Annotated in this window: 23 protein-coding genes; 16 read left to right on the plus strand and 7 right to left on the minus strand. The window is 36.8% G+C overall.

Annotation, left to right across the window (positions count from 1 at the left end; all coding sequences use genetic code 11):
• On the minus strand, positions 1-522 hold the full coding sequence (locus ND855_RS15920; protein WP_265359144.1) for a hypothetical protein: 522 nt from the start codon (positions 520-522) through the stop codon (positions 1-3).
• Positions 506-1,654 carry a nitrilase-related carbon-nitrogen hydrolase gene (locus tag ND855_RS15925; RefSeq protein ID WP_265359145.1) on the minus strand — a complete coding sequence of 383 codons (1,149 nt, stop codon included), beginning with the start codon at positions 1,652-1,654 and terminating at the stop codon, positions 506-508. The genes ND855_RS15920 and ND855_RS15925 overlap by 17 nt, the downstream gene beginning before the upstream one ends.
• Before the next feature lie 81 nt (positions 1,655-1,735).
• Between ND855_RS15925 and ND855_RS15930 the strand changes: the two genes are divergently transcribed.
• The 6 genes from ND855_RS15930 to ND855_RS15955 are packed head-to-tail and all read left to right on the plus strand — an operon-like array spanning position 1,736 to position 7,739.
• Positions 1,736-2,944, plus strand: a complete 1,209-nt coding sequence (locus ND855_RS15930) for an argininosuccinate synthase (RefSeq protein WP_100716186.1) — start codon at positions 1,736-1,738, stop codon at positions 2,942-2,944.
• A gap of 1 nt (position 2,945) precedes the next feature.
• Entirely contained in the window at positions 2,946-3,428 is a 483-nt protein-coding gene (coaD, locus tag ND855_RS15935) for a pantetheine-phosphate adenylyltransferase (protein WP_135593322.1), read from the plus strand.
• 18 nt (positions 3,429-3,446) lie between these two features.
• Positions 3,447-5,555: a cation:proton antiporter domain-containing protein gene (locus tag ND855_RS15940; protein WP_265359146.1), complete on the plus strand. Its 2,109-nt coding sequence runs from the start codon at positions 3,447-3,449 to the stop codon at positions 5,553-5,555.
• A 42-nt stretch (positions 5,556-5,597) separates the two neighbouring features.
• On the plus strand, positions 5,598-6,011 hold the full coding sequence (locus ND855_RS15945) for a nucleoside-diphosphate kinase (RefSeq protein ID WP_100788832.1): 414 nt from the start codon (positions 5,598-5,600) through the stop codon (positions 6,009-6,011).
• Positions 6,012-6,061: 50 nt separating this feature from the next.
• Complete coding sequence (locus tag ND855_RS15950) at positions 6,062-6,985, plus strand: polyprenyl synthetase family protein (RefSeq protein ID WP_265359423.1); 924 nt, start codon at positions 6,062-6,064, stop codon at positions 6,983-6,985.
• Complete coding sequence (locus ND855_RS15955; protein WP_265359147.1) at positions 6,966-7,739, plus strand: TlyA family RNA methyltransferase; 774 nt, start codon at positions 6,966-6,968, stop codon at positions 7,737-7,739. The genes ND855_RS15950 and ND855_RS15955 overlap by 20 nt, the downstream gene beginning before the upstream one ends.
• On the opposite strand, the gene ND855_RS15960 is transcribed toward ND855_RS15955, so the two are convergent.
• Positions 7,736-8,101 (minus strand): response regulator, encoded by a 366-nt coding sequence (locus tag ND855_RS15960; protein ID WP_100716181.1) that lies wholly within the window; start codon positions 8,099-8,101, stop codon positions 7,736-7,738. The genes ND855_RS15955 and ND855_RS15960 overlap by 4 nt on opposite strands.
• A 49-nt stretch (positions 8,102-8,150) precedes the next feature.
• On the opposite strand from ND855_RS15960, the gene ND855_RS15965 reads away from it, so the two are divergent.
• Positions 8,151-8,384: a ferredoxin gene (locus ND855_RS15965; RefSeq protein WP_265359148.1), complete on the plus strand. Its 234-nt coding sequence runs from the start codon at positions 8,151-8,153 to the stop codon at positions 8,382-8,384.
• Here the strand turns inward: ND855_RS15965 and ND855_RS15970 are convergent, their stop codons facing one another.
• Positions 8,385-9,194 (minus strand): alpha/beta fold hydrolase, encoded by an 810-nt coding sequence (locus ND855_RS15970; protein ID WP_265359149.1) that lies wholly within the window; start codon positions 9,192-9,194, stop codon positions 8,385-8,387.
• A gap of 61 nt (positions 9,195-9,255) precedes the next feature.
• Here ND855_RS15970 and ND855_RS15975 point away from each other — a divergent pair, with 61 nt between their 5' ends.
• From ND855_RS15975 to ND855_RS15990, 4 genes are read left to right on the plus strand one after another with little or no spacing between them, the layout of a single operon-like run.
• The gene (locus ND855_RS15975) at positions 9,256-11,049 is read left to right on the plus strand and encodes an ATP-binding protein (RefSeq protein ID WP_265359150.1); all 1,794 of its coding nucleotides are present in this window, start codon (positions 9,256-9,258) and stop codon (positions 11,047-11,049) included.
• The gene (locus ND855_RS15980; RefSeq protein WP_265359151.1) at positions 11,042-12,553 is read left to right on the plus strand and encodes a hybrid sensor histidine kinase/response regulator; all 1,512 of its coding nucleotides are present in this window, start codon (positions 11,042-11,044) and stop codon (positions 12,551-12,553) included. Before ND855_RS15975 ends, ND855_RS15980 begins: the two co-directional genes overlap by 8 nt.
• An 8-nt stretch (positions 12,554-12,561) precedes the next feature.
• Positions 12,562-13,545 carry a phosphotransferase gene (locus ND855_RS15985; RefSeq protein ID WP_265359152.1) on the plus strand — a complete coding sequence of 328 codons (984 nt, stop codon included), beginning with the start codon at positions 12,562-12,564 and terminating at the stop codon, positions 13,543-13,545.
• Positions 13,542-14,264 carry a nucleotidyltransferase family protein gene (locus ND855_RS15990; protein WP_265359153.1) on the plus strand — a complete coding sequence of 241 codons (723 nt, stop codon included), beginning with the start codon at positions 13,542-13,544 and terminating at the stop codon, positions 14,262-14,264. The genes ND855_RS15985 and ND855_RS15990 overlap by 4 nt, the downstream gene beginning before the upstream one ends.
• Here the strand turns inward: ND855_RS15990 and ND855_RS15995 are convergent.
• Entirely contained in the window at positions 14,241-15,593 is a 1,353-nt protein-coding gene (locus ND855_RS15995; RefSeq protein ID WP_265359154.1) for a glucose-6-phosphate isomerase, read from the minus strand. The two genes, ND855_RS15990 and ND855_RS15995, sit on opposite strands and share 24 nt — an antisense overlap.
• A gap of 44 nt (positions 15,594-15,637) precedes the next feature.
• Between ND855_RS15995 and galK the strand changes: the two genes are divergently transcribed.
• A complete protein-coding gene (gene galK / locus ND855_RS16000) occupies positions 15,638-16,807 on the plus strand; it encodes a galactokinase (RefSeq protein WP_265359155.1) in 1,170 nt (389 codons plus the stop codon).
• Positions 16,804-17,196 carry an STAS domain-containing protein gene (locus ND855_RS16005; protein WP_265359156.1) on the plus strand — a complete coding sequence of 131 codons (393 nt, stop codon included), beginning with the start codon at positions 16,804-16,806 and terminating at the stop codon, positions 17,194-17,196. Before galK ends, ND855_RS16005 begins: the two co-directional genes overlap by 4 nt.
• On the opposite strand, the gene mtnP is transcribed toward ND855_RS16005, so the two are convergent.
• The gene (gene mtnP, locus ND855_RS16010; RefSeq protein ID WP_265359157.1) at positions 17,193-18,056 is read right to left on the minus strand and encodes an S-methyl-5'-thioadenosine phosphorylase; all 864 of its coding nucleotides are present in this window, start codon (positions 18,054-18,056) and stop codon (positions 17,193-17,195) included. The genes ND855_RS16005 and mtnP overlap by 4 nt on opposite strands.
• A gap of 92 nt (positions 18,057-18,148) precedes the next feature.
• On the opposite strand from mtnP, the gene ND855_RS16015 reads away from it, so the two are divergent.
• The 3 genes from ND855_RS16015 to ND855_RS16025 are packed head-to-tail and all read left to right on the plus strand — an operon-like array spanning position 18,149 to position 21,670.
• On the plus strand, positions 18,149-19,582 hold the full coding sequence (locus ND855_RS16015) for a DUF4139 domain-containing protein (RefSeq protein ID WP_265359158.1): 1,434 nt from the start codon (positions 18,149-18,151) through the stop codon (positions 19,580-19,582).
• Positions 19,583-19,584: 2 nt separating this feature from the next.
• Complete coding sequence (locus ND855_RS16020; RefSeq protein WP_265359159.1) at positions 19,585-21,171, plus strand: phytoene desaturase family protein; 1,587 nt, start codon at positions 19,585-19,587, stop codon at positions 21,169-21,171.
• 37 nt (positions 21,172-21,208) lie between these two features.
• Positions 21,209-21,670: a MarR family winged helix-turn-helix transcriptional regulator gene (locus tag ND855_RS16025; RefSeq protein ID WP_265359160.1), complete on the plus strand. Its 462-nt coding sequence runs from the start codon at positions 21,209-21,211 to the stop codon at positions 21,668-21,670.
• Position 21,671: 1 nt separating this feature from the next.
• On the opposite strand, the gene ND855_RS16030 is transcribed toward ND855_RS16025, so the two are convergent.
• On the minus strand, positions 21,672-22,940 hold the full coding sequence (locus ND855_RS16030; RefSeq protein ID WP_265359161.1) for a formylglycine-generating enzyme family protein: 1,269 nt from the start codon (positions 22,938-22,940) through the stop codon (positions 21,672-21,674).
• Position 22,941: the final 1 nt, after the last annotated feature.

Below are 22,941 nucleotides of genomic sequence, written 5' to 3' on the forward strand. Positions count from 1 at the left end.
TTAGTTTCCTTTGAGTAAGTTTTGGTAATGAAGTCTTGCCTCACTCCATTTCTCAGGTGGATTCGCAAATGGACCTGGGTAAGAGATCGATTCCCAAGTGGATTTATGACCATAATAAACAAGGCAAACCAGTAGTTTTAAGTTACCCACAACAGCACGAACTGTATCAGAATCTGTTTCTGCCCAGAGTTCTAATAACCCAATTCGTTCCTCTGGTTTCAAATTTGAAAAACAACGAAACCTTCCGTAAAAAAATGGAAGGTATTCCAAAACCATAACAGCAGAGTGAAAGTCTTCTTGGATTTCCTCGGAAACAAAGTACAACTCTTCATCTAATCTTCGCATAACATTTGCTTCTTCTAAATTCGGCATTCCAGTTTCCTCAATTGGTAAAACAACCTCGGCAAAACTATTGACAGTTCTCGTTTCAGATTCACTAAAGTAAAAGGTTTTGATTTTGGATTTGATTCCTGCACAAAATAAAAGCAATGTGAGGAATGTTTTTCTAGAGATAGAATACATACAACCTACCTTGGTTTTTTTCTTCTTTGACCAAATTATTCACTGGTTTTCCCATCTTTTGGAAAAATGCATCACCACCTGCGGTCATATCCCAAATTTCACCTCGGAAAAATACATTGATTCCAAGTTTTACATTGGGATCTTTTAGTCGCCCTAACATTGCATATTTTTTCCATGCTGTTTTTTCTGTGATGGATCCTATATCTTTTGTTGTGACATCTTTTGGATTCGCATAACCATTGTATCCATTCCATTTTGTCTGCCAGGCATCACTTGGTGAAACAAACGAAGGTACTACTAAAATTTCTGCTTCCGAGTTTTCTAATTCTTTGTATACTTCAGGGAACCAAGAATCAGCACAAATCATTGTATATAATTTACCAATAGGTGTACGGTAAGTTGGATTTTGATCCAAAGTTCCTTCGACTAAGAATTGTTTTTCTTCTTCGATGGGAAAAAGTTTACGCACAATTTGTTCATCCACTCTTCCGTCAGGGTGAAAATAAAAACTTACATTCTCCAAGGGGCCATCGGTAGGAGTGATTTTTCCTTCTACCACTTTTGGATGAGGTAATACTATGGAACCTGCAACAATCGCCACGCGGTATTCCAACGCCAAACGGGAAAAAATTCGTTGGTAACGATCTGCCATCTGCCAAGCTTTCATCCGAAAAAGAGTTTCCTTTAAGTGGTCTTTTGAAAAGGAATTACTAAAGAGATAATGCCATAGGAAAGACCCAAGATTTTGTTTCACTAACTCTTCCATTGCCTCAGCAATGTTTATTTTTCCAAAGATGGATTTGTCTTCTGCAGTGACAACGAGCCAAGTCCCAATGTATTCTGGTAAAACCACGATGGACCTGTCGACATAGATGGTTTCGTCTTCTTTTGCTCTTTGAAAGTATTCCTTTAAACTCGAATAAAAACTCTCTTCCGTAGCGTAACTGTATTTGTTTAGAAAAGGTTCCAATCCAATGACAGTACCTCGTTTGCCTTTGCCTTCAATTTGAATGAAAATTTTTGGTTTGGGAAGGGCATCGGAAAGAACATTCGGTTCCACTTGCAGTTTTTTGCATTGGATGGTGGCCAATCCAATGGACAGAAAAAGAGTCAAAGAGACAAAAAAACGCATCCACCAAATCTACACTAGTATTTCAATTCAGACAATATTTAATTGTGTTCTTGGTTTTTTCTTTTATTTTGACCTTATTCTATGAAAGAGAAACCTGCTCCCAAAAAAATCGTTCTCGCTTACTCAGGTGGACTCGACACCTCTGTCATCCTTGCTTGGTTAAAAGATACCTATGGTTGTGAAGTCATCGCTTTTTGTGCCGATGTTGGCCAAAAGGAAGAACTCACAGGCCTTGAAGAAAAAGGAAAAAACACCGGAGCATCCAAAGTATACATCCAAGACTTACGATTGGAATTTGCACGTGATTTTATTTTTCCAGCCATTCGTGGAAATGCCATTTATGAAATGCGATACCTACTTGGAACTTCTCTCGCACGTCCTCTCATCGCAAAAGCGATGGCAGAAGTTGCCAAAAAAGAAGGAGCAGATGCATTCTCGCATGGTGCAACTGGAAAAGGTAATGACCAAGTACGTTTTGAACTTACTTTCAAAGCTCTTTCGCCTAACTTACAAATCATTGCTCCTTGGAGAACATGGAATTTTGGTGGCCGAGCAGATCTTATCGAATATGCAAAGAAAAAAGGAATTCCAGTTCCTGTAACAGCCGCTAAACCATATAGTATGGATCGAAATCTTATGCACCTTTCGTTTGAAGGTGGGATTTTAGAAGATCCATTCAATGAACCAAAAGAAGATATGTTTATCTTAACAGTTTCGCCAGAAAAAGCTCCAGACAAACCAACTTATTTGGAATTGGATTTTGAAAATGGAGATTGTGTTGCAATCGATGGAAAAAAAATGAACCCACTTGAAGTGATGGAAACCTTAAACGAATTAGGTGGAAAAAATGGAGTAGGTCGTGTGGACATCGTAGAAAACAGACTCGTTGGAATCAAATCTCGTGGTGTCTATGAAACACCTGGTGGAACAATCCTCCACATTGCTCACCGAGATTTAGAATCTATCACTCTCGATAGAGACACCCAACACAAAAAAGACGAACTCTCTCAAGAATTTGCTAGATACATTTACAATGGACAATGGTATTCCAACCAGATGAATGCACTCCGTGCATACATGGACTACACTCAAAAGTATGTCAATGGAACCGTTCGCATCAAATTGTACAAAGGAAATTGTACGGTTGTCGGAAGAAAGTCCAACAAATCATTGTACAACGCTGGCCTTTCTACATTTGAAAAGGAAGAACTCTACAATCAATATGATGCAGAAGGATTCATCAATTTGTATGGCCTACCAATGAAAGAATGGGCAAGGGTGAACCACTAAGATGAAAAATATCGCCGTATACCCTGGTTCGTTTGATCCATTTACGAATGGACATTTAGACATTATACGGCGTGCCCATCCTCTTTTTGAAGAGATCATCATCGCCGTTGCCATCAATTCCAAAAAAACATCTTTATTCTCACCAGAAGAACGAGTGGAGATGATTGGAAAGGTTTTCCAAGGTTGGGACAAAATCAAAATTGATTCCTTTGAAGGACTCACTGTGGATTATTGTAAGGAAAAAAATTCTCGGGTCATCCTTCGGGGCCTTCGCGCAGTTACAGATTTTGATTATGAATATGCAATTTCACTCATGAATAAAAAATTAGCTCCAGAAATTGAAACTTATTTCCTAATGGCTGATAATGAGTACTCTTTTGTGTCGTCTACAATCGTCAAAGAAGTAGCAAGACACGGCAGAGCAGTATCGAACCAAGTTCCGGATGTTGTTGGCGAAGCACTTGTGAAAAAATTTTCCGTTTGATCGGAACCTTGAGGGTCTATGAAAACTCGTTCTTCTGTTTTTTACGGTTTCACTTTACTTCTGTTTGGATCCTTAGGTTATTATTTACTCCAAGCTGGGAGTGTCTTAGAAACCGCAAAAAATCTATCTGTCACCGCGAGTGAACATTTAGACACAGAAAATTTCTTCAATCGTTTCCACCATCCTTTAGCCTTACTCTTCATTCAAATCATCGTGGTTTGTGGAAGTGCTCGTTTTGTTGGTTACCTCTTCACCAGAAAATTAAAACAACCATCCGTTATGGGTGAAATTGTAGCTGGGATTTTACTTGGACCATCCTTACTTGGTTATTATTTCCCAGAAACAATGGGATTTTTATTCCCACCTGCAAGCCTTCCTACACTCGGCACCTTAAGCCAAATTGGTCTCGTTTTATTTATGTTCATCATCGGAATGGAATTAGACCTTTCTGTTCTCAAAAACAAAGCCCACTCAGCGATTATCATCAGTCATGCGAGTATCATTTTTCCCTTCTTTTTAGGGATGATATTAGCGTATTATTTTTATACTGATTATGCACCCAAAAACGTAGGATTTTTATCATTTTCACTTTTTATGGGAATTGCAATGAGTATCACTGCTTTCCCTGTCCTTGCGCGAATCTTACAAGAACGAAACCTTACACGTACACCACTTGGTGCCATGGTGTTAACTTGTGCGGCAGCTGATGATATCACTGCCTGGATTTTACTCGCGATCATTGTGACTATTTCCAAAGCAGGAAACTTAAACACTGCCTTATTTACGATTGGATTGTCTTTTGCGTATATCTTAACTATGATTTATTTAGTAGCACCCTTCCTCAAACGATTGGGTTCTATTTACATTTCGCGTGAAAACTTAACAAGAACAGCTGTTGCTCTCATCTTAATGATTTTATTTTTATCTTCACTGACAACAGAAGTGATTGGGATCCATGCTCTATTTGGTGCTTTCCTTGCGGGTGTCATCATGCCTGCGGAAGGGAATTTAAAAAAACTAATCGCTGAAAAGATAGAAGATATAGCTGTAATTTTATTCCTTCCGATTTTCTTTGTGATCACAGGCCTCCGTACTGAGGTCACACTTCTGAATGGATCTCACCTATGGCTTGTGTTTGGACTCGTTCTTCTTGTCGCTGTTGTCGGTAAGTTTTTAGGAAGTGCTTTTGCTGCAAGGGTAGCAGGATCCAATTGGGAAGACTCTTTATCCATTGGTGCTCTCATGAACACACGAGGCCTGATGGAACTAGTTGTCCTCAATATTGGTTATGATTTAGGAATCCTCAGTCCTGAAATATTTGCTGTGTTTGTGATGATGGCACTTGTCACAACTCTTTCCACTGGACCACTGCTTGATGGAATCCAAAAGTTTTTCACAAAGACTGTAAACGCATCTTATCCAGAAAAACCATCAGATAGCAAACTCAGAGTGCTTGTTGCTTTTGCCCAAGAAAAAATGGGAAAAAGTTTAGTCAGATTTGCTTTTTCCTTATCGGGAAACCAAAAGAAAAATTTGGAACTCATTGCTTTGCACATTTCACCTAACGACTCCCTTTCGAATGAAGAAATCAGGAAGTATCGAGATGCTAGTTTTGAAGCGATTCGCCAAACAGGTTCTAGTTTAGGGATCCAAGTCCAAACAGAATATCGTATTACTGATAATGTCACATACGAAATCGTCAACTTTGCTAAAATCAAACACTCTGACATCCTGCTCATCGGAGCGGCAAAACCATTGTTCTCTCGAAGTTATACGGGCGGAAAAATCAAAGGCATTCTAAACTACTGTCCAGCCACCGTTGGGGTTCTCATTGACAATGGCCTTGAAACCATTGAACGAATCGCTATCCTTTACAAAGGGGACAAGGACCCCATCTTAGGTTTTGCTCAAAAACTCACTTCCTTAAAAGGGATGAAATCAAACAAAATCAAAGTGGAAAATCTGATCCAACCGGAAACAGATTTGAACCCATATCCAATTGCGATCAACCAAATCACAGGGTATTCACTGATCCTCATCGATTTGAATGTATGGGAAGAGTTAGGTTTTGAAAAAATGGACCTTCTCCCTACTTCTTTTCTTTTGGTACGATTTTTAACTGCCTAAAGATTCGATTGCTTTTTTCGGTTTCTCCAAGCAACTGGAGATATGGAAAGAACTTTTATCATGCTTAAACCCGATGCAGTGAAAAACAAACACATCGGTGACATCCTTCAGAGAATCGAAAAAGAAGGATTTAAAATCCTAGGAATGAAATTCCTAAAACTCAGCCTTGAAGACGCAAAACAATTTTACGCAGTCCATGCGGCTCGTCCTTTTTACAACGACCTTTGCACCTACATGGCTTCTGGTCCTATCGTGGCATGTGCTCTTGAACGTGACAACGCAGTAACTCACTGGAGAGACGTAATTGGTGCTACTGACCCGAAAGAAGCAAAAGCAGGAACAATCCGTGCTCTTTTTGCTGAAAGCAAAGAAGCAAATGCGGTTCACGGTTCTGACTCTGTCGCAAACGCATTACAAGAAATTGCGTTTTTCTTTAAAGGTTACGAACTTAACTAAGTTCTTGATCAATACAAGGATCGGTTCTGAATAAGAACCGGTTCCAGTCCATCGTGCCAATTACCTTCACCGAAATCTTACAAAACTCCAAACGAATTTTTGATTCATTTTTTGATTCCTATACCACAACTTTATTTTCACCAAAGACTCGCATAACGGAAGCTTGTTTGTATAGCCTAAAGGCTGGTGGAAAAAGAGTAAGACCTATCTTTGTTTTAAATTCATTTTTTGAACCTAACAAATTAACACACGGCATCGAAACTAAAGACGATTCTGTTTTACTTGCCTCACTTGCAGTTGAATGCATTCATACCTATTCCCTTATCCACGATGACCTACCGGCAATGGATGATGATGACACCCGTCGGGGTAAACCAACTTGCCATAAACAATTTGATGAGGCAACGGCCATTTTAGCTGGTGATACACTCAACTCTCTTAGTTTCTATCTATTATCAATGATGGAAACTGAAGATCCATTTCTCATCCGTGATTCCATTCAAATCCTCCACAAAGGTGCAGGTTTGAAGGGAATGATCCAAGGACAGATGGAAGACATTGAAGAAGAAAAAAATCCAAGTAAAACAGACCGAGAATCCAAACTACTCTCTATCCATGAAAAAAAAACAGGAGCACTGATCGAATCTTCCTTTTTATTAGGGAATCGATTACGACCTGATTGGAAAGAAAGAGAATCTGTACTTTCAAGTTATGCGAAAGAAATTGGGCTTTTATTCCAAATCACAGATGATATCCTCGATGTAGAAGGAAATTTAGAAGAACTTGGCAAAACCCCAGGAAAGGATGCAAAAGCAGGGAAATTGACGTACCCAAGTTTGTATGGAATGGAAAAAACAAAATCTCTCAGGTCCGAGTCTGTCAACAAAGCCATCTCACTAGCAACTGAACTTTCTTCTATGAATCATGAATTCTTTTTAGGATTACCTAAGTACATTGCAGAAAGAAAAAATTAGACTCGATAACTTTCTCGTTAGGGAAGGGTTTGTACCCGATTTAAAATTAGCCCAATCTTTAATTCTATCTGGTTCTGTTCTCGTGAATGATACAGTCATTTCAAAAGTGGGAACTCTGATTACACTAAAAGACAAAGTTAGAACAAAAGAAAAAATAAAGTCTTATGTTTCAAGAGGTGCCTACAAACTGTTAGGTGCATTTGATCATTGGAAAGACATTCAAATCAATGGAAAAACATGTATTGATTTGGGAGCTTCCACAGGTGGATTTTGCCAAGTGTTACTGGAAAAAGGTGCTTCCAAATTATTTGCAGTCGATGTTGGATACGGTCAATTGGCTCAAAAGATTGCCAATGATCCAAAAGTGACTGTGTTCGACCGCACCCACCTAAAAGAATTACCACAATTATCTTTAGAACCTCTCACGAACGAAACTTGGATCACAATGGATCTTAGTTTCATTTCGTTGGTCCCTGTATTTTCATTTCTGAAGTTATTGTTTGAGAAATACCCAGAAACTCACTGGAAAGGAATCACCCTTTTTAAACCTCAATTTGAAGTGCATCCCTCGAAATTAGAGAAAGGTGTTTTGATCGATTCGCAATTGATTGGTTATGCGATCAGAAATGTTTGGCACAAAATCAAACAATCTGATCCAAAAATTAGATTTGTTGGTCTTTTGGAATCACCCATCCAAGGGGCCGACGGGAATCGAGAATTTTTAATACGTTGGGAAAGGAAATGGGAGAACTAAACCATAAAACCAGTAACGGCTTCTTTTAATTGGTCCGTAGAAAATGGTTTCATGAGATAGGCATACGAAGGATTTTGATTGATTCGTTGTTTTGAAGTTTCGTCCAAAAATCCAGTCAGAAACAAAACAGGAACTGAGAATTGGTCACGTAAAGATTCGGCCGTTTCGATGCCATCGAGTGATCCTTCTAGATTGATGTCCATAAGGATAAGGTCTGGCACCTTTTCTGAGACAATTTGAAAGGCCTCATCCCCAGATGGTACAACAGCAATCACATGAAAACCAAATGATTCGATTTTCTGTTTGATATTGAGTCCGAGGAATGGTTCATCCTCGACGATGAGGATGTTCTTTTTCGTCATATATGCTTTATTTTATAGGGGGGGGTCTGTTAAAAAGTAAAAATACTGTATGGCAGATAAAAGTATCAAACAACCCGAGAATGTACCAGGAAAATACTATGTCGACCAGACTTGTGTTCCCTGCAATGACTGTGTCAAAGAAGCACCGAACCTTTTAGAGTACAATGCGGACGAAACGCACATTTTCTTTAAAAAACAACCATCCAATCCAACAGAGGAAAAACAGGCAAAGGCAGCCATGGCAATGTGTCCTGTCGATGCGATTGGGGACGATGGAGAGTAATTAAGAATTATAGAATTCTCTAATATTCTTTGCTACAACATCAGGCTTTTCTAAATGGATGGCATGTCTAATTTTTGGAATCCAAACCAATTTGCTTTTTTTGATATAGGATTTCATTTGTTTCATCATAAATGGTGGTGTGATTTCATCTTCAGCACCTGCTAATATCAAAGTTGGAATTTTGATCTCTTTCATTTTAGCACCGAAAAAAATCTCATCTTCTCTTCTGAGAGTATTTTCTTGTAAGTATTCATTTGGTTTATCATTCCAAATCGTAACCAGTGTATGACGAAACAAAAAACCTGGTTCAGGAAATTCTTCACCGTATAAATAACGTAACAACAATACGACTTGCCTTTCCGTTTTTGGAAATAGAATCTTTCGCATTTTTTCGCGTTCTGGATGTGCAATTCCACCGGGTGCGAGTAAAATTAATTTTTCCACACGATGATTTCTATCATGAAGGACTAAGTGTTGGGAAATCAGTCCACCCATCGAATGTCCAACTAAACTAATTTGGCTTAAATTTAGTTTTTCTAAACATTCGAGAAGTAATTCCGCCCAAACATCAATTTGATAAAGGTATTTGACAAGTGGAAGTTTACTCTTTCCATATCCTGGCAAATCAAAAACATACAATGGGTATCCATCATTTAACAATTCTTTTACGACTCTTCGGAATCCAAAACTTTCATCTAGTAATCCATGAAAAAAAACGATAGGTTTTTGGTTTCCTTTCCCAAACTTCCAATAAAAAATTTTGTGGCCTCCCAAGTTGACATAAGAGGGAATTCCACCCATATTTTTCATTGATTTACGTCTCTGGGACTGATAATTTCGATATAGGCTTCGGTAAAAAATTTTAAACATAATGTTAGAAACAAAAATTCACAAGTTATCGGAGTTACTTTCCCATTCCTCGATTCCTTATCTTTTCGTCGATCTTAAATCCCAAAATATACTCTATTGTCATGATCAAATTAAAAATCTTTTGGGGTTGAATGTTTCTCTTCCATGCCCTATGGATTTGATTTTCGAAGATACAAACAATGTATCCACTTTACTGAAACAAAAATCGAATCAAAAAAAAAATCACCAAATCCAATGTAAGAAGGCAAATTTAGAAACTTTGACAGTATCTGTTCAGTTTTCATCGGTTGATGATGTTTTGAATGATGAAGATGAAATTTATATTCTGTACATTCATTGGAATCAAATAACTGAGACTGTTCACCCACCACAAAATGAGAGATTGGAGATTCCATTTCTAATCACCGATTCCTTTGGAAATGTTCAATTTGCAAATACACGATTTTTAGATTTTTTTTCCATAACGTTGGAACAGATTCAAAAAAAATCCATCTTTGAACTACTTACTTTAGCAGAACCCATTAAATCTGATTTATTAAGAACAAATGTAAAACATGATATCGATATTTATTCTGGTTTAGGTGAAAAACAGAAGTTTCAATTACAAAGTTTTGTAACTCCAAATTACACAAATGGAATCAATAATATAACTATACTTTTATTAGATTTATCTACCTTACAAAATGCAGAAAATACAATCAGATACGGAGAAGAAAAATTAAAAACCTTTTTTGCAACTATCAATAATGGATTTGTTATCGTAAACCAAGATGCAATTATCATTGAAGTAGCTCCTATTTTTAAGTTTTTATTATTTCAACTATTGGCATTTGAAGTAGGAGAAAATATTTTTCAATATTTTGATATAAGTGAAAAAAGTAGACTGATTGAAGTTTTAAACTTATCAATTTCTTCACAATCGACTCAAAGAGCCGAATTCGATTATTCGTTATTAGGTGAGGATCGAACGTTCGAAATAAAGTTTATCCCTGTCAGAAAACTCAATCCTAATGACAAAAAGGTAATGTTAGTATTTTCTGATATCACTGAGGCAAAACGATTAGATAGACAATTAATTGAATCAATGAAATTTGCAAGTATCGGTGAAATTGCTGCAGGACTTGCACATGAAATTAACAATCCTCTCCAAAGTGCATTACTCTACTTAGAAGATTTAATTACAGTTGATGAAACCGATCCAAATGAACGAAAGAATATCCTGCAGAAAATTGAAGCGGCAAATTTAAGAATCCGAGACTTGGTAAAGGCATTACTTGACTTAGGCCGGATGGAAAGTCCAAATCGTGATTTTGTTTCTCCTTATTACATACTAGTCAGAACAAGTGAACTTGTGGAAGTCAGTTGTCGCAAAAAAAATATCCAATTCACAAGGCATGCTGGTCCCAATTTACCTGGAATTTTTGTACGTTGGCAGGAAATCGAACAAGTGTTGATCAATTGTGTGGTAAACTCGATTAATGCCTTGTCTGAAATGGAAATTCCCAGAGAGAATCCTCGAATTGAGTTGGGAATTGATTTTCTTAGGAGTCAAAATAAGGACTGGGTCGTATTTTCTGTGGAAGACAATGGACCAGGAATCGATGACGATACATTGGAAAAGGTTTTTTTACCCTTGTTCACAACAAGGCGGAACAAACAAGGAACAGGATTGGGTTTATCAATTTCTAAAAAAATCATCGCCGAACACGGTGGTGAGATTTATATCAAAACAAAGAATGGTTTAGGAACAAAGGTCGAAATCTTTTTGCCTGCTCATACGGATGAAAATGGATAAAATATTAATTATCGATGATGAAGAAGACATTCGTATCGCATTAAAACGTGTTTTATCACGTGAAGGGTACCAAATTGAACTTTCTGAATCTGCATCTGATGCTGTAAAACGAATCGAATCAGGAGAATTATTTTCATTAGTGATTTCAGATATTTTGATGTCAGGAATGTCTGGTATTGATTTCACAAAATTTATAGCTGAAAAAAACATAAATTTACCTGTGATATTAATCACTGGAAATCCTAATTTATCGTCCGCGGAAGCTGCTATTCGTTATCATGCTTATGAATATATATCAAAACCGGTTGATAGAACCCAGCTACTATCTGTCGTAAAACGAGCATTAGAGGTAAAAAATCAGAAAGATTCAGATTTAGAAAAATTAATGTTGTCCGAAAAATTAGAAAAGGCTCTTCGGACACAGAATTTAGATCTTAACCGTCAAAATGCGGCAATTTTGAATGCAACATCAGATGCGGTTGTTACTATCAATCACAAACTTATCATTGTATCAGCAAACAAGGCGAGCTTTGATATGTTTCGATTTCATTCTCCACTAGATTTAATAGGACAGAATGTACGAATTTTATTTACTGAAAATAAAATGCAAAAGTATATGAGCCAAGTTTCGAATGTATTAAGCCAAGAACCAAATAAATCAACTTTGCAACTATCTGATGTAACTCTACAGCGTTCGGATACTTCAACGTTTCTGGCTGATATTGCAATATGTTCCTATAGTTTAGATGGTGATTCATTTTATACTGGTGTTATCCGAGATGTAACGCAAAAAAAATTGATGGTGGAACAATTGATCCACTCAGAAAGAAGGGCATTTTTATCTGTAGTTGCGGCAAGTATAGGCCACGAAATCAATAATTCATTAACAGCCATCCAAGGATTTGTCGAAATGGCTTCACGTGAAAATGCAGACCTTATGTTAAAAGATCGTGCACTGAAAGTGACTCTAAACCAAACAGAAAAATTAAGAGCTTTAACTTCGAATCTTTTGCAATTAGGAAAATCAGTAAAATCAAATACAGAAAAAACAGAAATCCTTAATTTAAATTCAGAAATTTCCTCAGTCTTACAGGTTTTTAAAGAAACGGCAAAACTCAAATACTGTCAAATCAAACGAGAAGATTCTACTGAACCAATTCCAATTCGTATGAATTCGGATCAATTTGCATTATTACTATCAAATATTTTATTAAATGCTGCGGATGCGACAAACAACATAGGAACGATCGAAATCAAAGCATATATCCAAAACAAAAAAGGCCATCTAATTGTCATTGATGATGGTGAAGGGATGTCGCAAGAAACATTGGATAAAATTTATGAACCTTATTTTACCACAAAAGAATTAGGTAAAGGTACGGGATTAGGAATGTTTGTGGTAAAACAAATTGTAGAGAATTTTGAAATTGAATTACAAATTGATTCTACACCTGGGAAAGGTTCCAAATTTCATTTTATTTTTCCTGAGGTTTCCGGATCCTAGTTCGTAACGTGTATACTGGAATCAATGAAACTCAATTAGAATTTATCCATTCTCGATATGGAAAAAATTGTAACATCACTCCCTTACAAGAGGAAGCATCCAGCAGACGATACTTTCATATTTCTACAACCAAACATAGTGAAGCAGTAGTCTGTATTGATGAAACAGTAAACGAAGAGTTTATCGTATTGAGTCAATTTTTGTATGAGAATGGAATTCATGTTCCAAAAATTTTTGAAAAGAATGAAACTGTGGGCATCATTTGTATGTCTTTTGAAGGAAAGTTGGACTATAGTTCCTATAATTTAACAGAATACCAAAATCACTTTACCAATCTAATTGAATTGATTTTAAAATTACAAACACTGGACCCGCCTGTTTTCGTAAAAACAAGAAAATTCGATACAGAGAAACTCAGTTTTGAAACAAATCTAACTATTGATAAATTTCATGCTTTTAAAGAGATTTATAAAATCAAAACTTCTTTAACCAATGAAGCTCTGGCTTTTTTTGAAGAGACTGTAGATTATTTAAATCAATATCCCATCAATGTTTTTACACACCGAGATTTTCATTGTCGAAATATTCTACGATCACCAAATTCCGATTATGTGTTGATTGATTACCAAGATGCAAGAATGGGTGTACCACAGTATGATTTGGCTTCCATTTTGTATGATGCTTATTATCCACTTCCTAGAGAATTTCGGATGAAGATGCTCAAATTCTTTGAATCAAGAAATATTGACCAAACAAAAAAATTCAAAGATACATTTTATCTACAAGCCCTACAGAGATCATTTAAAGCACTTGGCACATATTTTCGAATGGTAACCGATCATAAAAAGGACAAATTCAAACCATCGATAGTTTCCTGTTTAAACCAATTAGAAGAAATCATCCAGTTAGGAATGTTTCCTGATTCACTTTTCATTTTTGTGAGAAGTTTAAGAGAGGAGTTGTTATTACATAAGGATTTTAAAAAATTATGAATGCATTTGTACTGGCTGCTGGTTTTGGCAAACGAATGGGTTCTCTTACTCAAAATACTCCTAAACCACTTCTACAAATCCAATCGATCACTTTACTTGATTATGCATTATACTTATTACATAATTGGAAAATTCAAAAAGGTTGGATCAATGCACACTACTTAGGAGAACAAATTCTCGATCATGTAAAAAACTTCACTGGTTTTCCTTTAGATGTCTCGATAGAGAAAGATAAAATCTTAGGTACAGCTGGAGGAATTCGCACTGCCTTACCACAAGATTCTAATTCAGAACCAATTTTACTTATCAATCCTGATACTTTATTCTTTCCTAATCCTGAATTTACACCGAAACAATATTTGGCGAGCGGAATCAAAATTCATTTGTATTTATTACCAATACCAAAGGGTGAAAAGTATACACAAATTTTTATTAGGAAAGATGGTGTATTGGAGTTTGGCAAAGGTGAGTTTTATTATATAGGACTTTCTGTGATTGATCCTTCTTGTTTATCTAGCTTAGAAAAGAATCAATATTATGATTTGTCCGATACATTCCGAGAATGCGCGAAAAAAGGTGAGATCACCGGAGAAATATTCCCCGGTGAAGTTTTAGATTTGGGTACAAAGGAACTATGGGAAACTTACCAATCCAAAGATATTTTTGGTTCCAACATAATGAATATAAAATCATTCTTACGTCGGACCAATATGACTTAGAATTTCCTCTTTTCGTTTTTCATATCCCTTTTTTCCGAGTAGAGCAAACATATTGTTTTTATAATCTTCAACTCCAGGTTGATCAAATGGATTTACACCTAACATATAACCTGAAATAGCACATGCAAATTCATAAAAATACATAAGTTCACCCAAAACTTCTTCGTTGATAGTAGGCAAAATGATTTCGATACAAGGTACACCCCCATCTTTATGTGCAATCAGAGTTCCTAATATTGCACTCTGATTCACTTCAGAAAGTTTTTTCCCGGCTAAATAATTTAATCCATCATTATCATCCGTTTTTTCGGTAAGGTAAACATCTTGTTTTGGAGTTTCTATCTTGATAACAGTCTCCATTAATTTTCGTTCGCCGTCTTGAATATATTGACCCATTGAATGCAAATCAGTCGTGAATTGAACAGAAGCCGGAAAAATACCTTTTGCATTTTTTCCTTCACTTTCGCCAAACAACTGTTTCCACCATTCTGCCAAATAATTTAATGTTGGTTGATAAGAAACAAAAATCTCAGTTGTTTTTCCTAAACCATACAAACTATTTCTCATCGCGGCATATAAACTAGCTAAGTTACCTTCTTTGGAAGATGTAGATTTTAGATTCGATTCCATCTGTTTTGCGCCATCAATGAGTTTATTGATGCTAAATCCAGCTGCGGCAATTGGAAGTAATCCAACAGGCGTAAAAACAGAATACCTTCCTCCTACATCATCAGGAATGACAAACGTAGGAAATCCATATTCATCTGCTAAATGTTTGAGTGCACCTTTTGATTTGTCGGTAGTTGCAAACACTCGATTTTTAATGTTTTCTTTTCCATACTTTCTCTCTAACAAAGAAAGTAACAACCGGAAGGCGATTGCTGGTTCAGTTGTTGTCCCAGATTTAGAAATCACATTTACAGAAAACTCTTTGTTCTCTAAAAATGCTAGTAATCGGAAATGATAATCTGCATCCAAGTGATGCCCAGCGTATAAAATTTTGACCGTTTTCTTTTGTGTTTCAGGATGACTAAACTCGGGAGTGAGTGCTTCGATGACCGCTCTTGCACCCAAATAACTACCTCCAATGCCTACAACGACTAAGTATTGGGAATGGGATTGGATGGTTTCAGCAGCTTTTCGAATTGTCTGTAAGTCCTCTGAATTCGTTTGGCTTGGTAAGTTTACCCATCCTAAAAATTCTTTCCCTAATCCAGTTCGATTTAATACAGTTTGACGAGCTGTTTCTGCCCTCTCTAATTCTTTTTCCAGATGATTTTGCAGGAGGAAGGGTTTCACAAAACGATCAGAAATTTTTAGATTCGACATGGCACCAGTCCTAAAATAAAGTATAGCATCGAAAGGAAGATGAAGTGGATTCATTGAGAAGTAAAGAAAATTTGAATCAATTTGAACGTATATTTGGAAAAACAAATACAAATCCGCGTTTGTTTCAAGCCCCCGCGAGGATCAATATCATTGGGGAACATGTTGATTATTTAGGTGGAATCGTTCTACCTGCAGCAATTGATTTTTCTGTCCAAGTATTTTTACGTCCCAATCAATCTAATCTGTATCAATTTCATTCCATCACTTATAACGAAACGATCACCATCAAAAAACCTTTTTTATCCAATCCGAATGCACCTTGGACAGATTATATTACAGGAGTGATTGTTGAGTTGGAGGCTGCAGGACATTCCATTCCAGGTTTTGATTTATTGGTTGATGGAAATATCCCCCAAGGTTCTGGCCTTTCATCCTCTGCTGCTTTAGAAGTGGTAACAGGTTTTGCGATTTCAGAAACTTTTGGACTGGGAATCGATAGAGAGAAAATAGCAGTCATTGGGCAAAAAGCAGAAAACAATTTTGTTGGTACAAAGTGTGGGATCATGGACCAATTCATCATCGCTGTGGGAAAACAAAACGATTGTATTTCCTTAAACACTGAAAATCTCAATTATTCTTATCATCATTTTGAATTAGGTGAACATGAATTTTATCTCATCAATTCCAATGTAAAACATAACTTAAAAGACAGTGCTTATAATAAAAGACGCTTAGAATGTGAATCGGCTTTGCAAAAAATTCAAACAAAGTTCCCAAATTTTAAACAATTATATGATGTTACCTTAATAGATTCAGAACTAAACAATTGTAACCTCACCCCAGATGAATTCAAAAGAATAAGTCATGTCATTTCAGAACGAGAAAGAACAAAACAAGTCATCGAAGGCTTGGAATCGAATCAATTTTTAAAGGTGGGAGCTGCATTGTATGAAACACACAACTCCTTATCTAAAAACTTTGAAGTTTCTTGTGAAGAAACTGACTTCATTGTCTCCAAACTTAAAGATTTAGGAGTCATGGGTGCAAGGATGATAGGCGGAGGATTTGGCGGATGCGTACTCGTACTAGACAAAAAGGAAGGATTTGCCAAAATAAATGAAGAAATGAAAAAAAGTTATCAACAAAAATTTAACCTTGCGTTAGACTTCTACAAGTTTCAAATCTCTGATGGAGTGAAGGAAATTTCTATATGATTGATAATTGGGATGATTATACCGTAGAAAGTGGTGATTTCAAAATGGAAGTCCTACTTCAAAAATTTGTCCCACTCCCAGACTCTGCCGTTTATTTTGAGTTATCTGGCGAAATCAATTTATACAATTCACAAGTCATGAAAGAAAATCTTGAAATTCTCATTTCAAAAGGAATCAATCATATCTTTTTGAATTTTGAACAAGTAAGTTATATTGATAGTTCTGGATTAGGTGTTTGTTTAGGAATCCATTCAAGACTCGTAAAACAAAAAGGATACATTCGCATTGTTTCACCGTCTGAAAAGGTTCGTTATGTTTTAGAACTTACCAAATTAAAAAGCCTGCTCCAAATTTTTCCGACATTGGAGCAAGCTGTTGCACAAGTTTAGAAGTAACTTGGAAATAAAAATTTTAATTTTTTAATCTGTTCCGGATTTCGTTTTTCTGGAGCAGTCACTAAAGAAAACTTTGTACTTCCCACCAAACTAGAATCATCCGACTTACCTAAATGATCAATCAAAGTGGATAATAATTTTTTTGCAGTGTCAGCATTGGCACTAAGGTTCGCAAGAACCATTTCCAAAGTTACATGTGCTTCATCTTCTTTCCAACAATCATAATCAGTGGACATACAAACCATTTGGTAAAGAATCTCTGCTTCTCTCGCTAATTTTGCTTCAGGTAATACCGTCATGTTGATGATATCAGCACCCCAAGATCGATACATATGAGATTCTGCACGAGTTGAGAATAATGGACCTTCCATACAAATTAATGTTTTGTTCGTATGAATTGGAAGATTGATTTGTTTTGCTGCTTCTTCTACTTTTTTTGCAAGCCCAGATGAAAACGGATCCGCAAAAGGAGCGTGCGCAACCATTCCATTTTCAAAAAATGTAGCATGCCTAGCTTTTGTTCTGTCTATGATTTGGGAAGGGATTACAAAATCTCTAGGAGCGATTTCTTGTCTCAAACTTCCAACTGAACTAAAAGCAATAATTTCTTCTACACCTAACTGTTTTAATGCGGCTATGTTTGCGCGTGCGGGAACTTCACTTGGATTTAAAAAATGACCTTTCCCATGTCTTGGTAAAAAAGCAATTTCTTTCCCTTTAAAACGACCTATTGTAATTGTATCTGAAGGTTTTCCCCACGGCGTATCAGGATGAATTTCCTTAAGAATTTCCATTCCATCGATTGAATAGAGTCCTGTTCCACCAATTACCCCGATTTTTACTACATTTGTCATATGAATCCTCTTAAAGTGCAGTTTTCCCCTAACGATTTTAGTTGCATTCGTTTTTTAAGTTTTCAGACTGTAGAATGCTCATGGGAGAGTACATGAAATCCAAAATAGTAACCATCACAAGTCTTTCATTTTTATTATTTACCACAACCACCATCACTTCTAACAGTGCCTTTGATTTATCAACTGAATCAGATCGTAAGTCAGTGAGTGTTACCATTTATAATGGTGGGATTGGACTCGTAAGAGAAACAAGAGTTCTCAATCTTTCAAAAGGAATCAAAACTTTACGTTTCGAAGATGTTCCTTCCCAAATCATCCCACAAACTGTGAGAGTAAAAGGTGAAGATCCAAAAAAATTAACTGTCTTCGAACAAAACTATGAATACGATTTAATCTCTCCAGAACGGCTAATGGATAAATACATTGGAAAAGAGGTCACTCTTTACCAAGATGGAAAAGAAAAAACTACTTCTGTAAAGGCCAAACTCATTGCAAATAACGGCAGTCCTGTTTACCAAATCGGCAATGAAGTCTCTTTGGGATACAATGGCCGTGTCACTGTTCCAACCATTCCAGAAAATTTATTCGCTAAACCAACATTAGTTTGGAAATTAAAGAATGAAACTGAGAAAGAACAATCAGTAGAAGTTTCCTATCAAACCAATGGGCTTGGATGGTCAGCGGACTACATTCTTGTTTTGGACAAAGAAGAAAATGAATGTGGTCTTAATTCTTGGGTCACACTCAATAATAACTCAGGTGCAGAATTTAAAAATGCAGTACTCCAATTAGTGGCAGGTAAAGTAAATTTGATATCCAATAGACCGGCCTACACACCACAACCACGTTATGTAAAAAAAACGATGGCGAAAGAATATGATGAAATGGCTGATTCTGCTCCTGAATTTAACCAAGAAAATCTTTCTGAATATTACCTCTACACTTTAGACCAACCAACAACAATCGGATACAACCAAACCAAACAGGTTCAACTTTTCCAATCAGAAGGAATTGAAATCAAAAAGTATTTCGTATTCGAAAACCTTCCTATGTATGAAGGAAATGAAAAAAATTTCAATAACGCTACGATTAAGTATATTTTTAAGAATGCTAAAAAAAATAACTTAGGCCGACCACTGCCTCAAGGAACCATTCGTGTTTTTAAAGCAGATTCCAAAGGAAGACAACAATTACTTGGAGAAGACACAATTGATCATACACCTGAAAACGAAGATGTAAAAATCAAAACTGGCCAAGCATTTGATGTTGTTGCAAACGGAAAACGTCTTTCCTATGAAGTGTTCAAACTTTCTAGAGGGGATAAATCTTCTTATTCAGTTGAAATTCGAAACCGAAAAAAAGAAGCGATTGAAATTCGATTTTATGCAAGTTTATGGGGAGATTGGACCATTACAAAATCTTCTCACAAATTCATTAAGGAATCCTCAACAAAATCCTATTCTGATGTTCCACTCAAAGCTGGTGAAACAGTGACTTTGGATTATACTGTTGAGACAAAATACTAATCATGGAAACTAAATACGATGTCATCATCATTGGATCTGGAATCGGCGGGTTAACTGCTGCTTCCATTTTGTCACAGGTCGCAAACAAAAAAGTTTTAGTTCTCGAACGTCATTTTAAGTTAGGTGGTTTTACACACACATTCAAACGTTTAGGTAAGTTTGAATGGGATGTGGGAATCCATTACATTGGTGATTTGGCGGAAGGTTCTATGTTAAGAACCCTTTTTGACTCAGTCACAAAACGTGGAGTCCAATGGAAAAAAATGGAAGAACCTTTTGAAGTCTTTGATTATCCAAACTTCAGTTTTCCTGTGTATGGAGAAAAAGAACGGTTTCGGAATGATCTCAAATCCAAATTCCCCAAAGAAGAAAAGGCTATCGACCAATACTTCAAGGATGTTGAAACCTTCACACAATGGTTTGGTAGGCATTTCACTCTCAAAGCCTTACCTGCTTTTTTTGAAAAGGCAGCAAAGTTACTAGGGTTAGACCATATCAAAACTCCCTACATCACTACGAAAGAATACATGGACTCTCATTTCCAAGATGAGAACCTGAGAGCTCTACTCTGTTCCCAGTGGGGTGATTATGGCCTTCCCCCCAAAGATTCTTCTTTCGCAATCCATTCAATGATAGTTGCCCATTACTTTAATGGAGGTTATTTTCCAATCGGTGGGTCTTCCAAAATTGTAGATTCGATTGAACCCATTGTCGAAAAAAATGGTGGTGCGATGAAAATCCTCCACACTGTAAAGGAAATCATTTTGGATGGTGACAAAGCAATTGGAGTGAAGGTAGATGTACAAAAAGGTAAAACCATCACCGAACATAGTTTTTTTGCTGATGAGATCATTTCAGATGCAGGTGCTTACACCACTTACAAAAAACTTTTACCAAAACAATATTCCGAGGCATTTGGTTCTTCCTTGGAATCTTTGAGTACCCAAGGTACTACATCCATTACCCTTTACATTGGTTTTAAAGAATCACCAACCAAACTTGGATTTCATGGAGAAAACCATTGGATCTTTCCAACTGTAAATCATGACGAAAGTTATGCGAAACGAAATGACTTGATCCAAGGAAAACCACCGATGATGTATTTATCATTTCCTTCGTTAAAAAATCCAGAGGCGGAAGGCCACACAGCCGAAGCGATTAGTTTTGCTGATTATACAAACTTTGCGAAATGGAAAGGCGAACCTTGGAAAAAACGAGGGGATGATTACAACGAATTAAAGGCAACCATCACAGAGGGGATGTTGGCGTTTTTGGAAGAACGGTTTCCTGGTTTTCGCGACTTGATTGAATTTACAGAATTGTCCACTCCCATCACAACCGAATACTTTACGGGCCACAAAGAAGGTTCCATTTATGGACTTTCCTGTACACCAGAACGCTTTCGCCAAGAATGGTTAGGAGTAAGGACAACTGTCAAAAACCTTTACTTAACAGGTGCAGATGCATGTTCGCCAGGAGTGGCCGGTGCCCTTATGGGTGGTGTTGCAGCTTCATCAGTGGTGCTTGGTCTATCGGGTACTCTAAGACTCATGAAGGAACTTTTCCAAAAGAGCCAAGAAACCGATTGACAATTGGTTTAAGGTTTGATAGTTTGATATTAAATCAATGGGAACAAAATTCAAAGGCTCTAAAAAGGAAGTACAGGCACTCGATGCGTTTATCAAATTAAAACGTGCGTCCGAGTCCTTGTCTTCCAGACTTATATCTGAATTCACCAAATGGAATATATCGGAAAGCCAATTTGGAGTTTTGGAGACATTGTACCATTTGGGTCCCCTATGCCAAAAAGACTTGGGGGATAAAATTCTCAAAAGTACGGGCAACATCACCCTCGTCATTGATAACTTAGAAAAACGAAATTTGGTGGAACGAGTCCGTGGAGTGGAGGATAGAAGGTTTATTTCTGTCCACTTAACTGGTGAAGGAAAAAAACTAATCGAACAAATTTTCCCTGACCACGTAAAACGGATCACTTCCGAATTTGCTGTACTTTCTCCTGAAGAACAAGATGTCCTTGGTAAAATCTGCAAAAAACTCGGTAAAAAAAACGAGACTTGTCCAAAATAGTTTAGTCTCGGTAATCCATCACCAATCGAAATCCAGCTCGCCTATCTTCACTTAGGTTAGGAATCCCACCATAAGATCTGGCACTAGCCGTCGCATTTTTGGCAGAATCAGAGTAAGATCCACCTCGCACCACTTTGTATATTTTTCCAAAGGAAAAGTTTTTGATATGATGGCCTGGGTACAGTTGGTAATCACTCGATGTCCACTCCGCCGCATTCCCACACATTCCAAGTGCCCCGTAAGGACTTGCCCCTTCCGTGGATAGTTCGTAAACAGACTGTGTTTTTCCAATTTTTGATTCTCTTGTATTACAATACAAAGAATCATATTCATCACCAAATGGATATTTGGTGGCTGTGATTTGGTAACCTAAAGTTTCATCTCTGTTTGTGTATTCCACAACTCCAGGACCACGAGCAGCCTTCTCCCATTCCCATTCAGTTGGAATACGTTTACCTGCCCACGCTGCATATTTCTCTACTTCACGGTAGGTGAGATGAACCACAGGATGATCCCCTTCTCCCTCTGGATACTTGCCCGAAGTCCAATGAGGAGGTGATTTGGTATTTGTTTGTTTTAGAAAGAAATCGTATTCGGCATTCGTAACTTCATACTTATCAATATAAAAAGAGGGAATCTCTTTCAAACTGGATGCTTTTGGTTCTAAAAAATATGGGTTAAAACTATCAGCAGAAGGGTCTGTCCCTTGCCCGTATAAGAATAAACCTCTGGAAACCAAAACCATTTCCTTACGGTCTTTTGGATGAAATACAGTTTTACGAGGAGAAGTATACCTTCCTTTAAAAAAGGCATCTGGTTCTGTAAAAAAATCTTCTTCCACATAACTTGCGATATAAGCATCGGTAGTGATTTCTTTCATTTTTGAATTAAGATCTGGTTTATAATCACCAACTAACACTACTTCGATAAATTGATTATTTTTACTGATATTTTTTTCTTCCCAAATAGTATCTCTGACAATGAGCAAACCTTGTTTGATTTGTGTGAGTTTTTGGTAGACTGGAAACTCTTTGGTTTCAGCAAAAAGTGCTTTTAATTCAGGTACTGAATACTTTGAAATCTTTTGGTTTCGATAAATACGGACTTTGATCCAAAGCCTATTTTTATAAACTCCGGTCACTTCACCTTTCCAAAGTTGGACTTTCTTTTTAGTCGTTGCGAAGGGTGATTCTTCCGACGTTTCCTCTTCCGAAACAAGGGGTGTGAAGAAAAACCCCAATACGAATAGAATCATTAGTAATTTTTTCATA

Origin of the sequence: Leptospira paudalimensis (genome assembly GCF_026151345.1) — a bacterium.
In the GTDB taxonomy this organism is placed as follows: domain Bacteria; phylum Spirochaetota; class Leptospiria; order Leptospirales; family Leptospiraceae; genus Leptospira_A; species Leptospira_A paudalimensis.